Annotated in this window: 8 protein-coding genes and 3 pseudogenes; 6 read left to right on the top strand and 5 right to left on the bottom strand. The window is 51.7% G+C overall.

Annotated elements, in window-relative coordinates; genetic code table 11:
- Positions 1-122 precede the first annotated feature (122 nt).
- Positions 123-1,201 (bottom strand): annotated as a pseudogene (locus GJ746_RS15280) (IS3 family transposase).
- A gap of 383 nt (positions 1,202-1,584) precedes the next feature.
- On the opposite strand from GJ746_RS15280, the gene ycaC reads away from it, so the two are divergent.
- The gene (ycaC, locus tag GJ746_RS15285) at positions 1,585-2,208 is read left to right on the top strand and encodes an isochorismate family cysteine hydrolase YcaC (protein ID WP_154680958.1); all 624 of its coding nucleotides are present in this window, start codon (positions 1,585-1,587) and stop codon (positions 2,206-2,208) included.
- A 128-nt stretch (positions 2,209-2,336) separates the two neighbouring features.
- Here the strand turns inward: ycaC and GJ746_RS15290 are convergent.
- The 3 genes and pseudogenes from GJ746_RS15290 to GJ746_RS15300 all read right to left on the bottom strand — a co-directional run bounded on the left by GJ746_RS15290 (position 2,337) and on the right by GJ746_RS15300 (position 7,206).
- A pseudogene (locus tag GJ746_RS15290) lies at positions 2,337-3,485 on the bottom strand (IS3 family transposase).
- A gap of 137 nt (positions 3,486-3,622) precedes the next feature.
- Positions 3,623-4,540, bottom strand: coding sequence for an endonuclease/exonuclease/phosphatase family protein (locus GJ746_RS15295; protein WP_154680959.1), 918 nt, complete (start codon positions 4,538-4,540; stop codon positions 3,623-3,625).
- Between the two features lie 887 nt (positions 4,541-5,427).
- On the bottom strand, positions 5,428-7,206 hold the full coding sequence (locus GJ746_RS15300; protein ID WP_154680960.1) for a sigma-54 interaction domain-containing protein: 1,779 nt from the start codon (positions 7,204-7,206) through the stop codon (positions 5,428-5,430).
- 485 nt (positions 7,207-7,691) lie between these two features.
- On the opposite strand from GJ746_RS15300, the gene ygeW reads away from it, so the two are divergent.
- The 5 genes from ygeW to arcC all read left to right on the top strand — a co-directional run bounded on the left by ygeW (position 7,692) and on the right by arcC (position 13,818).
- Complete coding sequence (gene ygeW, locus GJ746_RS15305; RefSeq protein ID WP_154680961.1) at positions 7,692-8,879, top strand: knotted carbamoyltransferase YgeW; 1,188 nt, start codon at positions 7,692-7,694, stop codon at positions 8,877-8,879.
- 62 nt (positions 8,880-8,941) lie between these two features.
- Positions 8,942-10,141 (top strand): diaminopropionate ammonia-lyase, encoded by a 1,200-nt coding sequence (gene dpaL / locus GJ746_RS15310; protein WP_154680962.1) that lies wholly within the window; start codon positions 8,942-8,944, stop codon positions 10,139-10,141.
- Between the two features lie 63 nt (positions 10,142-10,204).
- On the top strand, positions 10,205-11,416 hold the full coding sequence (locus GJ746_RS15315) for a YgeY family selenium metabolism-linked hydrolase (RefSeq protein ID WP_154680963.1): 1,212 nt from the start codon (positions 10,205-10,207) through the stop codon (positions 11,414-11,416).
- Positions 11,417-11,466: 50 nt separating this feature from the next.
- The gene (gene hydA / locus GJ746_RS15320) at positions 11,467-12,873 is read left to right on the top strand and encodes a dihydropyrimidinase (RefSeq protein WP_154680964.1); all 1,407 of its coding nucleotides are present in this window, start codon (positions 11,467-11,469) and stop codon (positions 12,871-12,873) included.
- Positions 12,874-12,885: 12 nt separating this feature from the next.
- Positions 12,886-13,818 (top strand): carbamate kinase, encoded by a 933-nt coding sequence (gene arcC, locus GJ746_RS15325; RefSeq protein ID WP_154680965.1) that lies wholly within the window; start codon positions 12,886-12,888, stop codon positions 13,816-13,818.
- A gap of 114 nt (positions 13,819-13,932) precedes the next feature.
- Here the strand turns inward: arcC and GJ746_RS15330 are convergent.
- A pseudogene (locus tag GJ746_RS15330) lies at positions 13,933-14,709 on the bottom strand (XdhC family protein); the annotation flags it as partial.
- Positions 14,710-15,004: the final 295 nt, after the last annotated feature.

The following is a 15,004-nucleotide window of genomic DNA, read 5'->3' on the forward strand; positions in this document are numbered from 1 at the left end:
TGGCAAAATATAAACGATAAAGGTGACCAGACCCCAGGATTAGATACAACCTTTAGTTAGTAATGTCGTTTAGTTGACCCTGACCCCGAATATGATCCAGTCGTAATCAGGAATAACCAGCTTCATGTTGGCTGCATATTCTGCCAACCGGCAGACTTCTCAGCGAATTCGGATGGCGTCATCCAGCCTAGTGCAGAATGGGGCCGCCTCTGGTTATAGTGTATGCGCCAGGCGTCGATTTTGCACCGTGCGTTCTCCAGAGACATGAACCAGTTCTCGTTCAGACATTCCTGTCGCAGCCTGCCATTGAACGACCCCACTGTGGCAGTGTCCATCGGTGTTCCCGGTCGAGAGAAATCGATACAGCTCCCTCGTTCATAAACCCATTTTCCCTGTAAATTCAGGGCCGTTATCGGTTTTCAGCAATTGTGGTAAGGGACGTCTGAGCGCAATGGTGTTCAGCATCTCTGCGACCTCCGTTTATCGCAGATTCTGGCCCACGCAGATCCTCAGACATTCGCGTGTGTAGTGATCAATGACTGTCAGCAGACGTAACAGACGCCCGTCAAATAAGGCCTCAGAGACAAAGTCCATGCCCCAGACATGATTCGGATACTGCCCCTGAGGCTGGAGCTGTCGGTGTTGTGCCGATTTATTCCGGCGTGGGCGTTTGAGACGCAGGGACAGCCCCTGCTCGCTGTAGAGTCGGTAAATGCGTTTATGATTATCCCGCCAGCCCTCCCGCCTGAGCATGACGTGAACCCTGCGGTAGCCTTAGTGGACCCGGGTTTCGGTGATCTCCCTGATACGAAGACGTAGCCCACTGTCATCTGCTGCCACAAAACGGTAGCGGAAAGAGCTGCAGCTGACCCGAAGCGCAAAACAGACCTGCCTCTCACTGGCCTCGTAGCGAAGTCCCTGACCCATTCGCGCACACGCGCCAGCGGCCAGCACATCGTGCTGCATGGCCTTGTCGAAGCTCAGATCGGCAACCAGCTTTTTCAGCCTGAGATTCTCTTTCTCAAGCTGCCGCATATGTTTCAGCTCCTAAGGAGAAATCCCGCCGTACTTTTTGCGCCAGGTGTGGAACGTGGCGTCGGAAATGCCAAGCTTGCGGCAGATTTCTGGCACGGGCGTATCCAGCTTAGCCTGCCTCAGGGCAAAGACAATCTGTCTCTTCGGTGAATCGTGATTTTTTCATCGGCACAACCTCCACTCAGAGAAGTGAATATCATGCCGGAATTCTGTTTCTGATGGAGCAGGATTTCGGGTCAAGGTCACTGTTAAATTCGTGGCGATTCAAGCCAGCAATACAATCAAAAATCTAGTTTCATGAACAATCGAGAACATGAGTCGTGATTATTGCATGATTGTTCCAGCTATGGAACAAAGAGTTCCATCATCATTACTTCCACTACGTGCTGATTTATCTAAACTGAATATTACCGAAGCAACATAGATGCACTAATGCATCTAAGCACTAAGCACTAAGCACTAAGCACTAAGCACTAAGCACTAAGCACTAAGCACTAAGCACTAAGCACTAAGTACTAAGCCACTGTAATTTCAAAAGAAGGTGATAAAATGAATAAACCATATGTTCGTTTAAACAAAGACGACGCCGCTGTTCTGCTGGTAGATCATCAAACTGGACTCCTATCCCTAGTTCGCGATATTGATCCAGACAAGTTCAAAAATAACGTTCTAGCACTTGGTGATCTAGCGAAATATTTTGGCCTACCCACAATTCTGACAACTAGTTTCGAGAATGGTCCTAATGGACCATTGGTTCCTGAGCTTAAAGAACAATTTCCTGATACCCCCTATATTGCCAGGCCAGGGAATATCAATGCTTGGGATAATGAAGATTTTGTTAAAGCTGTTAAAGCCACGGGGAAGAAACAGTTAATCATTGCGGGGGTAGTAACTGAAGTATGCGTTGCCTTCCCAGCACTTTCAGCAATTGAAGAAGGCTTCAACGTATTTGTCGTCACCGATGCATCTGGCACTTTCAACCCGATAACTCGTGATGCAGCATGGGATCGCATGTCCAAAGCCGGTGTACAACTAATGTCATGGTTTGGTGTAGCATGTGAATTGCACCGTGACTGGCGTAATGATATTGAAGGGTTAGGTATGTTGTTCTCTAATCATATTCCTGATTACCGTAATCTTATGACTAGCTATAATCTATTGAGTTCCAAATAATTTAAATCTCCGCAGTCCTCCTGCTAGACAGGCAGGGCTGCGATTTAAAACACATGTTATGCTAGGATATTATTAAATAAATACACAGCCATATCATATATTAAAGCCACTGAATCGCCACGGATAATCTAGACACTTCTGAGCCGTTGATAATATAGGTTTTCATATTCAGCCGGTGGCATCTGCTCGCTCGAACGATGCCGACGCTTACTGTTATAAAACATTTCGATATAATCAAAAATATCGCTTCTGGCTTCGTCTCTCGTTCCGTAGATCCTTTTCTTAATCCGTTCGCGCTTCAGTAGCTGGAAAAAGCTTTCCGCAACCGCGTTGTCATGGCAGTTACCGCGACGACTCATGCAGCCTTCCAGACCGCGTGATTTCAGGAACGACTGCCACTCATGGCTTGTGTACTGACTGCCCTGATCAGAGTGAACCAGTACCTGCTTTTGAGGATTACGCCTCCACACCGCCATAAGTAATGCGTTCAGGACAATCTCTTTTGTCATGCGGGGTTGCATTGACCAGCCGATAACTTTTCGGGAGAACAGGTCAACCACCACGACCAGATACAGCCAGCCTTCGTGGGTTCGGATATAGGTTATGTCCGTCACCCAACGCTCGTCCGGTGAGTCCGGATTGAACCTGCCGCTGGAGCCTGTTGGGTGTCACGATGCTGGCTTCGCCTTTACGTGCACATGGGCTACGGTACCCAACCTGAGCTTTTATTCCGGCACGATTCATCAGCCGCCAGACCCGGTTCACTCCGCACTGCTTTCCGGTATCACGCAGATCGAGATAGATCTTACGATAACCATAGACGCAGCCAGACTCAAGCCAGAACTGTTTGATCTGCCCGGTCAGCATCTGGTCTGTCTGGTGACGCTGTGAATGTGGCTGCTGAAGCCAGAAATAAAATCCACTCGGATGGACATCCAGAACCCTACAGAGCAAACAAACAGGCCAGCAACGGTTGTTGTCGCGGATAAAGGCGTACCTCAGTCGGACAGCTTTGCGAACTACGCCGCGGCTTTTTTTAATATGTTCCGTTCGTCCGTAACCCGCTTCAACTCTTTCTGAAGACGGCGGATCTCGGCCTGAGCATCTGACTGTTCATTATGAGTGGAAGAATCCGGACCGTACTTCTTTATCCAGGCGTAAAGACTGTGAGTGGAGATATCGAGACGTGTTGCAACACTGGAAACAGAATGACCACGATCAACAACCTGTTTGACTGCTTCAATTTCAAACTCTTCAGGATAACGCTTACCGCTCATGGTCTCTTCTCTTTAAGTCATCTTAAATGACTCTGAGGCGTCTGTTAAACCCGTAGCGATTCACCATGCTGATGGCAATGGAGCCCAAACGGCTCCCACAGGGAGCCGTTAAAGTTACTCACTTCTCATTCAATAAATTAATATTCATGCAGTTCCAGCGTAGCCATTACTGGAATATGGTCGCTGACTAAAGGCCAGTTAAAACTTGCCCAATCATTTGGCTGGTTAGGTACAAACATATCTTTTACCTGCCACACCTGACCTCTTGACGTAAAGATTTTATCCAATGCCAAAGAAGGATTAGCTGCGGGCCATGACCTCATATCTTTTCCACTAACGGATACTTCATCCCAGAACAATTTTAACTTCTTAATACTATTACTGTTATCCACATCATTAAAGTCACCGACTGCTATCATGATACCAGTTAAGAGATTAGGAAATATATCCTTAACATCAGCATCATCTGTAGTGAAAGCGTTAAGATATTCCATCTGGCTGACTCTTACCGCATCTTGATGATGCCAGTCAGTATGTATGTTCAGAAAATGTACAGGCATCTTGAAGCCTGGAACATTTACTTCTGCAACAATGACCTGTCGTGGTTCATAGTCACCAGATGGCATCTTGAACGCCTGGGCATGTTTTATAGGATGTTTTGATAAAATAGCTGTTCCATATTCTCCTCCATCAACATCAATTGTTTTTGAGAAGAAGTAATGCATATTAGTTATCTTAGCTAGCTCCTTTGCCTGATCGACATTTCCGCTGCGATTAGTTAGTTTATCAACCTCCTGCAACCCAATCAGGTCGGCATTTAATTTCTTTATGCCTTCGGCAACATCTTTAACATCCATATTGTGATTAGCTAAACCAGCACCAATGTTAAAAGTTGCTACCTTTATCTGAGGTTTCTGGCCTTCAACTAATTCACTTTTACCATTCAGATACTGTTTTTTGAGATAATCACTTTCGCTTAATGATGCACCCAGATTGGCGAAAGATAACGATGAAAACATCGCACACGATGCAATAGCAAGATAAATTCCTTTCATTATATTTCCTCTTTTTTTAGAACCTGAAATAATAGTAACAACTCAAGATTAATATTAAGTGATATTTATCACATTGAGAGATATACAAATAATTACAATGCTATCAGAATATTAATTTTGTAAAAAATAAATCAAAATAAGTAAAAACAAAATAACATAGACTTAAATATAAAGTCATTTAAATAATATATCAGCAGAAACACACAAGATATTTAACAGCGGCCATCGGATAATTATTTATGGCCTCAAAAAAAATAATCACCACTCGCCCATTGTATAATTAACAATCACTAATTGAAAACACTCACAATAAATAGTCGTACAATTATTACTGTACAATGTACTGATAGACAGAGAACAACGAGCAGGGATTGATGGCGCTCATTTGAGCACCCCCTGTCTCATGGGTACACACTGATGATGCTGAGAGTGTCGGGAAAGGAGGAGTGACGGATATACAACAGGTCGCGTTCTGTCTGAACGGTTAATCGTATTGACAGATGCCCAGGACGGGAGTGTGACCGCCTGGCTTCAACTTCGCTGGGTGTTAATCAATGGGAAGCAGGTCACCATACTATAAACGATACATTCGCACTAATAAAACAATAAGTTAAGCTAAAGTAACTTATGAAGGGCAGCGATAAAAGATATACTCTTGGTAAAAAGAACAGATGAACAGGAGTTGTGATAATTCTCCTCAGATAGCAGCCTCAACTAAAGTGAGTACAGGCATGAGTATGAAAATAACAATCAAAAACAAAAACATTAAATATCAATATAATAAATTCATAATCACGATTTAACGTCTAAATTTCTGCTAATTGCTCCATAAAAAATCCACGCTCTCGCGTGGATTTTTTATTTCTCCTTCCTGCCCCCGTTCTGTTCTAGCCTGCCACCAGCGAATATTTCTTTATTTTGCGGTACAGCGTAGCGATACCAATTCCCAGCTCGTCCGCCGCCTGCTTTTTATTACTGTAGCGGGATAACGCATCGCGGATCATCTGTCGCTCCATCTCTTCAAGGGCAGTGACGCTCTCCTCCTGCGAGAGCGTGACGGCAGCGGAAACTGGCGCTGACGTCTGGCTCGCCAGTTCACCGCTGCTCACCAGATTGGGCGGCAGCAGCGACATATCGATAATTTCTCCCGACGGTACGACGTTGACCAGATACTCCATCAGGTTGCTGAGTTCGCGTATATTGCCCGGCCAGCGGTAGCGTTTGAGGAAATCGATCACGTCCTGAGCAACGCCGGGATAAACCAGATTGAGCCGCCCGGTATGCAGATGCAGAAAATAGTGAATCAGCAGCTCGATATCGTCCTGACGTTCACGCAGCGGCGGCAGACGCAGCGGAATAACGTTCAGGCGATAGTAGAGGTCTTCGCGGAACTTCCCTTCCGCAATGTACTGTTCAAGGTTTTGATTAGTAGCGGAAATAATGCGGATATCTACCTGAACCGGATGGCTGGCGCCAACCGGCTGGATCTCGCGAGACTCAATGGCGCGCAGCAGCTTAGCCTGCAGAGTGAGCGGCATATCGCCAATTTCGTCAAGAAACAGCGTCCCGCTATTGGCTGCCTGGATCAGCCCGGTTTTACCGTTAGCCGATGCGCCGGTAAACGCCCCTTTCACATAACCAAACAGTTCGCTTTCTAACAGTTGCTCGGGTATCGCAGCGCAGTTGATAGCGATAAAGGGCTTAGACTGGCGATCGCTGAGCTTATGGATAGCACGGGCCACAACCTCTTTCCCGGTCCCGCTCTCACCGGCAATCATCACGCTGGAAGGACTCGGGGCTACGCGGCTGATCAGCTTCTTAAGCTGCCGCATTGGGCGGCACTCGCCAACCATCGCCTCAATCTGCGGCCCTTCCTGACCGCTGCTGAAATCGGTCGAAGAGTGCGACTGATGGAAAGCCATTAAAAATAGCCATTGATCCTGCACCGCATGTAGCTGGCCAATAATTAACTCTTTGCGTTCGTCGAAAGAGATAATGTGCTGCATATGTCCGTGCTTGAAATTATCTTCAAAAGTTAAAGGCTGAAACTGGATAGTCTTACCAATAACCTGCCCCTGATTCACGTTCATTATTTTTAATGCGGCCTGGTTGGCAAATTTTACTTTTTGATCGTTACCCATGACCAGAACGCCCTGATCCATATTTTCAATCATGGTTAAAAATATTTTATGGATATTGTCACCAACCGCTCGCTCCTGTAAAAACCGGGAAACAAAAATGGTTGAAACATGCCGAACGTAATCAGAAAACTCCTGGATATTAGCATTTATTCGTTCCTGCTGCTCGCGCGTTAGCGCCACCAGACTAATAACGCCAACGCATCGCTCGTGGTAAATAACCGGGGTGCCGAGAAAGGCTTTCTCTTCGCATTTATCCTTATTGTTGCAGTCTTTACAAAGGGGATCGAAGCGGGAATGGGTGACGACCTTCTCAGTCTGTGTTTCAATAATGTAGCGAAGAAGCCGTGAGTTTGAATTTAATTTATAGCCAATCTGCTTACTATAAGCCCCGGTGCCGGCAACCCGCAATAACTCGTTATCAACAATTTCGACCTCCAGCTGGAGTACGCTGGAAAGCATCCGTGCAAACTTCTGAATAGTAGGCTGAATCTGCATTAAAATGGAAGGTGCTTTGGACGGTATCATGTATATCGGCCTTCTAATTATTGCTCAGCTGAACAGAGTCGAGCTTTATTTTATGTACCGAGGATGATATCACTCCCTTTGCCGGGGAGCATTGATATAGATAGTGCTGATCCCCCCACCTTATCTTAAATATGCAATCGCTATCACAGTTTCTTATCATTATGATAAATTCACGACGAATTTTATCATATTGGCGCAATGCGAAGATGATAATTCACTTATTCCCGACGGTCATCATTGAGCCTCACGCGTAAATTTACGCCGATGGTAAACATGACCATTTTTCCCTTCCACGGGATACCTGCCTGAATTCGTGACAGACATAGCATAATCTTAACCATTCAAACCTGTCGGCCGCCCCTCTTCGTGAATTTGGCACGCTTATTGTTAGTGATAATACAGCGCTGGCAGTCGCTAATTCGGCAACTCTGCATATCCGACCGCACAGCAATCATTAAGCCGTCATTCACGACCAGGATTGAAACATGAAAACTGTTAACGAACTGATTAAGGATATCAATAAACTGAACTCTCATCTCAGTGAGAAAGACTTTCTGCTGACCTGGGAACAATCGCCGGATGAGCTGAAGCAGGTGCTGGATGTCGCCGCCGCGCTGAAAACGCTACGCGCTGAAAATATCGCCACCAAAGTGTTTAACAGCGGTTTGGGCATTTCCGTGTTCCGCGATAACTCAACCCGTACCCGTTTCTCCTACGCCTCCGCGCTCAATCTGTTAGGGCTGGCTCAACAGGATCTGGACGAAGGCAAATCGCAGATTGCCCACGGTGAGACGGTCCGTGAAACCGCCAATATGATCTCTTTCTGCGCCGACGCCATCGGTATTCGCGACGACATGTACCTTGGCGCGGGCAACGCCTACATGCGCGAAGTAGGCGAAGCGCTGGACGATGGCTACAAGCAGGGCGTGCTGCCGCAGCGTCCGGCGCTGATCAATCTGCAGTGCGACATCGACCACCCGACGCAGTCTATGGCCGACCTCGCCTGGCTGCGTGAGCACTTCGGCTCGCTGGAAAATCTGAAAGGCAAAAAAATCGCCATGACCTGGGCCTACTCGCCGAGCTACGGCAAACCGCTCTCGGTTCCGCAGGGCATTATCGGCCTGATGACCCGCTTCGGTATGGACGTCACCCTCGCCCATCCGGAAGGTTACGACCTGATCCCTGACGTTATCGAAGTGGCAAAAAACAACGCCCAAGCCTCCGGCGGCAGTTTCCGTCAGGTGAACAGCATGGAAGAGGCTTTCAAAGACGCTGATATCGTCTATCCGAAGTCCTGGGCGCCGTACAAAGTGATGGAAAAACGCACCGAACTGCTGCGCGCGAACGATCACGAAGGACTGAAGGCGCTGGAGAAAGCGTGCCTTGAGCAGAACGCCGGGCATAAAGACTGGCACTGTACAGAAGAGATGATGAAGCACACCCGCGACGGCGAAGCGCTGTATATGCACTGCCTGCCGGCGGATATCACCGGCGTCTCCTGTGACGCGGGCGAGGTGACTGAAGGAGTCTTCGAGAAATACCGGATCCCGACCTACAAAGAGGCGAGCTGGAAGCCTTACATCATCGCCGCGATGATCGTCTGCCGTAAATACGCTAACCCGGGCAAGGTACTGGAAGAGTTGCTCAAAGAAGCGCAGAAACGCATCAAATAATCCCCCGGCTGGCCTGCGGGCCAGCCCCACGACCTTCCAACTTCAAAGGATAAGGATCGAGTATGTCTGCTTTCTCACTGAAAATGGATATTGCCGAAAACCGTTTTTTTAACGGGGAGACTTCCCCGCTATTTTCACGCCAGCAGGCGCTGCAGGCTCGCCGCTTTCATCAAAAGATCGCCGGCTATAAGCCTACGCCGCTGATTGCGCTGAACGAACTTGCCGAGCTGTTTGGTGTGCAAAAAATTCTCGTAAAAGATGAATCCCAGCGCTTTGGCCTCAATGCATTCAAAATGCTCGGCGGCTCTTACGCCATCGCCCGGCTGCTGTGTGAAAAATACAGTTTAGATATCAACGATCTCTCCTTCGAAACGCTCAAATCAAGCATCAAAGAGAAGATGACCTTCGCCACCACCACCGATGGCAACCACGGCCGCGGCGTGGCATGGGCGGCTCGTCAGTTGGGACAGAACGCCGTCATCTACATGCCGAAAGGCTCCGCGCAGGAGCGGGTTGACGCGATTCTGCGCCTCGGCGCTGAATGCATCGTCACCGATATGAACTACGACGATACGGTACGCTTTACCATGCAGACCGCGCAGAAAAACGGCTGGGAGGTCGTACAGGACACCGCGTGGGAAGGCTACACCAAAATTCCGACCTGGATTATGCAGGGTTACGCCACCCTCGCGGATGAAGCGGCGGAACAGCTCGCTTCGATGGGCATCGCCCGTCCTACGCACGTACTCCTGCAGGGGGGCGTGGGCGCCATGGCCGGCGGCGTGCTGGGCTATCTGGCCGACGTTTACGGTGCCAAAAATCTTCATTCCATCATCGTCGAACCGGAGCTGGCCGACTGTCTGTACCGTTCCGCGGTGAAGGGCCAGATTGTCAACGTCAGCGGCGATATGGCCACCATTATGGCCGGCCTTGCCTGCGGTGAGCCCAACCCGCTGGGCTGGGAAGTGCTGCGCAACTGCGCCACGCAGTTTGTTTCCTGCCAGGATGCCGTCGCCGCCCTCGGTATGCGGGTGTTAGGTAACCCCACTGGCTACGACCCGCGCATTATTTCCGGCGAGTCCGGGGCCGTAGGTCTCGGCCTGCTGGCAGCGGTGCATTTCAATCCGCAGCGTGAAGCGTTAATGCACAAGCTCAAGCTCGACAGTCGCTCCGTAGTGCTGGTGATTAGCACCGAGGGCGATACCGACGTTAAGCACTATCGCGAAGTCGTCTGGGAAGGCAAGTATCCGGCGACGCAGTAGCCGACTTATCAAAATTCCTCCCGCCCGGCGGGAAGCCTGTATTGAGAACTGGAGAACAAATTTATGGCTAAGCAAATTCCGTTCAAAGCGATCCTGGAAAAATCAAAACAGTACGAAAAAGAGATGACCCGTTTCCTGCGCGATATGATTGCCATCCCCAGCGAAAGCAGCGATGAGAAGCGCGTTGTCCACCGCATTAAAGAAGAGATGGAAAAAGTCGGCTTCGACAAAGTCGAAATCGACCCAATGGGCAACGTACTGGGCTACATCGGCCACGGCCCGCGCCTGGTGGCGATGGACGCGCATATTGATACCGTAGGTATTGGCAACATTAAGAACTGGAACTTCGACCCGTACGAAGGTATGGAGACCGATGAACTGATTGGCGGCCGCGGTGCGTCTGACCAGGAAGGCGGGATGGCCTCCATGGTTTACGCTGGTAAAATCATCAAGGATCTGGGCCTGGAAGATGAATACACTCTGCTGGTGACCGGCACCGTTCAGGAAGAGGATTGCGACGGCCTGTGCTGGCAGTACATTATCGAACAGTCCGGCATTCGTCCTGAATTCGTGGTCAGCACCGAACCTACCGACTGCCAGATCTACCGCGGCCAGCGCGGGCGTATGGAGATCCGCGTTGAAGTACAGGGCGTCAGCTGCCACGGCTCCGCCCCTGAGCGCGGCGATAACGCCATCTTCAAAATGGCGCCGATCCTCACCGAGCTGGAACAGCTTTCGCATAACCTTGGCAACGACGAGTTCCTCGGCAAAGGCACCCTGACCGTTTCAGAGATTTTCTTCACTTCACCGAGCCGCTGCGCGGTGGCCGATAGCTGCGCCGTTTCCATTGACCGTCGACTGACCTGGGGCGAAACCTGGGAAGGCGCGCTGGATGAGATTCGCGCGCTACCGGCGGTGAAAAAAGCCGCGGCGGTCGTCTCAATGTACAACTATGAACGTCCGTCCTGGACCGGTCTGGTGTACCCGACCGAATGCTATTTCCCAACCTGGAAAGTGGAAGAAAACCACTTTACCGTCCGCGCCCTGAGCAACGCCTATGAAGGCCTGTTTGGCAAAGCTCCGGTGGTGGATAAGTGGACCTTCTCCACCAACGGCGTCTCGATTATGGGCCGCCACGGTATTCCGGTTATCGGCTTTGGGCCAGGTAAAGAACCGGAAGCGCATGCGCCGAATGAGAAAACCTGGAAATCGCATCTGGTAACCTGCGCCGCAATGTATGCCGCCATCCCGCTGAGCTGGCTGGCTACGGAGTAATCGTTCGTCCTGTCTGCCGCCGCGCTCTGCGGCGGCATGTTGAGGTTTCTATGCGCGTACTGATTAAAAATGGCCTCGTCGTCAACGCCGACGGACAGGTGAAGCAGGACCTGCTCATTGAAGATGGCCTCGTCAAGCGCCTTGCCGATTCTATTGAGGCAGAACAACCCTGCGAAGTAATTGACGCCGACGGCTGCTACGTGATGCCCGGCGGCGTTGACGTTCATACCCATTTCAATATTGACGTGGGTCTCGCCCGCAGCTGCGATGATTTCTTTACCGGTACCCGGGCCGCGGCCTGCGGCGGTACCACCACCATCGTTGACCATATGGGCTTCGGGCCCGTTGGCTGCCATCTGCGCCATCAGTTCGAGGTCTACCGCGGCTACGCCGCCTATAAAGCCGTCATCGACTACAGCTTTCACGGCGTTATCCAGCACGTTAACCACGGCATTCTCGACGAAATCCCGATGATGGTGGACAGCGGGATCAGCAGTTTTAAACTCTATCTGACCTACCAGTACAAACTGAACGATGATGAGATATTACAGGCGCTGCGCCACCTGCAGCGCGCCGGCGCGCTGACCACCGTGCATCCGGAAAACGATGCCGCCATCTCCCAGCGCCGGGCGGAATTTATCAACGCTGGTAAAACCGCGCCGCGCTATCACGCCCTGAGCCGCCCGCCGGAGTGTGAGGCAGAAGCGATCGCCCGGATGATCAACCTCGCCCGGCTGGCGGGAAACGCGCCGCTCTATATCGTACATTTGTCCAACGCGCTGGGTCTCGAGTACCTGCGCCTTGCCAGAAGGCACCATCAGCCGGTATGGGTCGAAACCTGCCCGCAGTATCTGCTGCTCGACGAGCGCTGCTATGAGCGCGAAGACGCGCTTAACTATCTGCTCAGCCCTCCCCTGCGTAACGCCAGCAACAACGACGCGCTCTGGAGCGGTATCAGCGATGGAGATATTGACACCGTCGCGACCGATCACTGCGCTTTCTCTTCGCTGCAGCGCAGGCAGATTTCCGGCGGCGACTTTAGCCGCTGCCCGAACGGTTTGCCGGGAGTGGAAAACCGCATGCTGCTGCTGTTTGCGCATGGGGTTATGACCGGTCGTATCACGCCTGAGCGTTTTGTGGCGCTCACCAGCGCCAACCCGGCGAAGCTGTTTGGTCTGTGGCCGCAGAAGGGAGTGCTGGCCCCCGGCGCCGATGGCGACGTGGTTATCATCGACCCCAAACGCACCACCACTATCCGTCATGAAATGCTGCACGATAACGCTGATTATTCGCCCTATGAGGGCTTTATCTGCCAGGGGGCTATTCGCCAGACGCTCTCCCACGGCCGAGTCATCTTTGATAACGGCACCTTCACCGGCAGCGCCGGACAGGGCCGCTTTTTACGCCGTCAACCCTTTTCCACCGCTCACCTGGCGGTCAGCGGACCTGAAACGTAATGAGAGGAAGCTATGAGTAAAAAAATTGTTCTCGCTCTCGGCGGGAATGCGCTTGGCGACGATCTCGCCGGACAAATGCAGGCCGTCAAACACACTGCCCGGACGATCGTCGATCTTATTTCCCTTGGCCATCAGGTGGTAGTGACTCACGGTAACGGCCCACAGGTGGGCATGATTAACCAGGCCTTTGAAGCCGCGGCAAAAACCGAGGCCCATACGCCCATGCTGCCGATGTCGGTCTGCGTCGCCTTGAGCCAGGGCTACATCGGCTACGACCTGCAGAACGCTATCCGCGAAGAACTGCTGACGCGCAGCCTGGATATTCCGGTGGCCACCCTGATAACCCAGGTGGAAGTGGACGCGAATGATGAAGCCTTCCTTAATCCGACCAAGCCCATCGGCTCCTTCTTCAGCAAAGAAGAGGCAGAGAAGCTGACCCAAAACGGCTACACCATGAAAGAAGATGCCGGACGTGGCTACCGTCGCGTGGTCGCGTCGCCTAAGCCAATAGACATTATCGAAAAACAAACGGTAAAAGCGCTGATGGATGACTGCCACGTGGTGATCACCGTCGGCGGCGGCGGAATTCCGGTGATTCGCGAGGGTAACCATCTGCGCGGTGCCAGCGCGGTTATCGATAAGGATTGGGCCAGCGCCAAACTGGCGGAGATGATCGACGCCGACCTGCTGATCATTCTTACCGCCGTGGAAAAGGTGGCTATCAATTTCGGCAAACCTGATGAACAGTGGCTCGATGCCCTCTCGCTGCGCGACGCCGAACGCTTTATCGAAGAGGGACACTTTGCGAAGGGATCCATGCTGCCAAAAGTAGAAGCCGCCGCCTCCTTCGCCCGTTCTCGTCCGGGGCGCAAAGCGCTGATCACGATGTTGAGCAAAGCCAAAGAAGGGATTGAAGGGAAAACGGGCACCATCATTAGCCAGTAGGTCGTCAGTAACGCGTTGCCGGGCGCATCCCGGCAACCCTGTCACCGTTCAACTGCCTCAGGTTGCAACCGCTTCATCAAGGTAATCCTGCCGACGCACAGCCTGCACCTGATTCATCAGCCCACCCGGCGCACCGTTTTTCACCTGCAGGATCTCCGCCAGCACGCTGATGGCAATTTCATTTGGCGTCTCCGCGCCGATATCGTAACCAACTGGCGCCCGCAGGCGACTGATTGCCGGCTCCGGCACGCCGCTCTCCCGCATCTGGCGTAAAAAGGCCTGCACTTTCCGCCGGCTGGCCAGCAGCCCCAGCCAGGCCACCGGCTGGGTTATCAGCCTGTCCAGCGCCTCCCGATCCTGGTTATTGGTGGCGATCAGGACAAAATCCTGCGGCCGGACAGCCATCGCGTCGACCACTTCCGTGAAGCTGGCGGCGTGCACCAACCGTGCCGAAGCGGGGAAAGAGTCGGGACAGAGGCTTGCGGTATAGATATCGCCCACGCAGATATCAAAATCCACCAGCGCCGCCGCGTGGGCCACCGCGCGATTAACGTGCCCGGCGCCGACAAGCAGCAGACGCGGGCGCAGACCATGAACGCTGATGTAAACCGACATCGCGCCGCCGCAGTCGGATCCTACGGCGTCGCTGCCGGTACGCGCCATGCGGCCATGAAACATTCGCGACTCCCGTTCGCGCAGCGCCTCCAGCGCCGCATCGATAACTTTACGCTCAACCATCCCGCCGCCAATGGTACCCACAATCGAACCATCTTCGCGAATAAGCATCTGAGCAGAGTGTCGGGGGGTGGAGCCCCGACTTTCGACAATCTGCGCCAGGGCGAAGGGGCAATTTTGTTCTTCAAGTCGTGCTGCTTCTGCGAAAATATTCATACTAACCTCAAAGGCGATGTTTACGGCTCTATATCCTTCATACTTCAAGTTGCATGTGCGTTGGCTACGGATTACTCGGCCCATCCATGGGCCTCGCCCTCACGGGCCGTCGCAAGCGACGTTCAAATCTGCTCCCGGCAGATTTGTCGCTCACCCCAGTCACTTACTAGAGTAAGCTCCTGGGGATTCACTGCGTTGCCGCGTGATTCGCCCCTACGGGACTCACCCTTTCAGGGCCAGCACAAGCGCTGTTCAAAACGGTTAACCGTTTTGTCCTGCAACTCGAATTATTTTG

Source organism: Klebsiella oxytoca (assembly GCF_009707385.1).
Lineage (GTDB): Bacteria > Pseudomonadota > Gammaproteobacteria > Enterobacterales > Enterobacteriaceae > Klebsiella > Klebsiella oxytoca_C.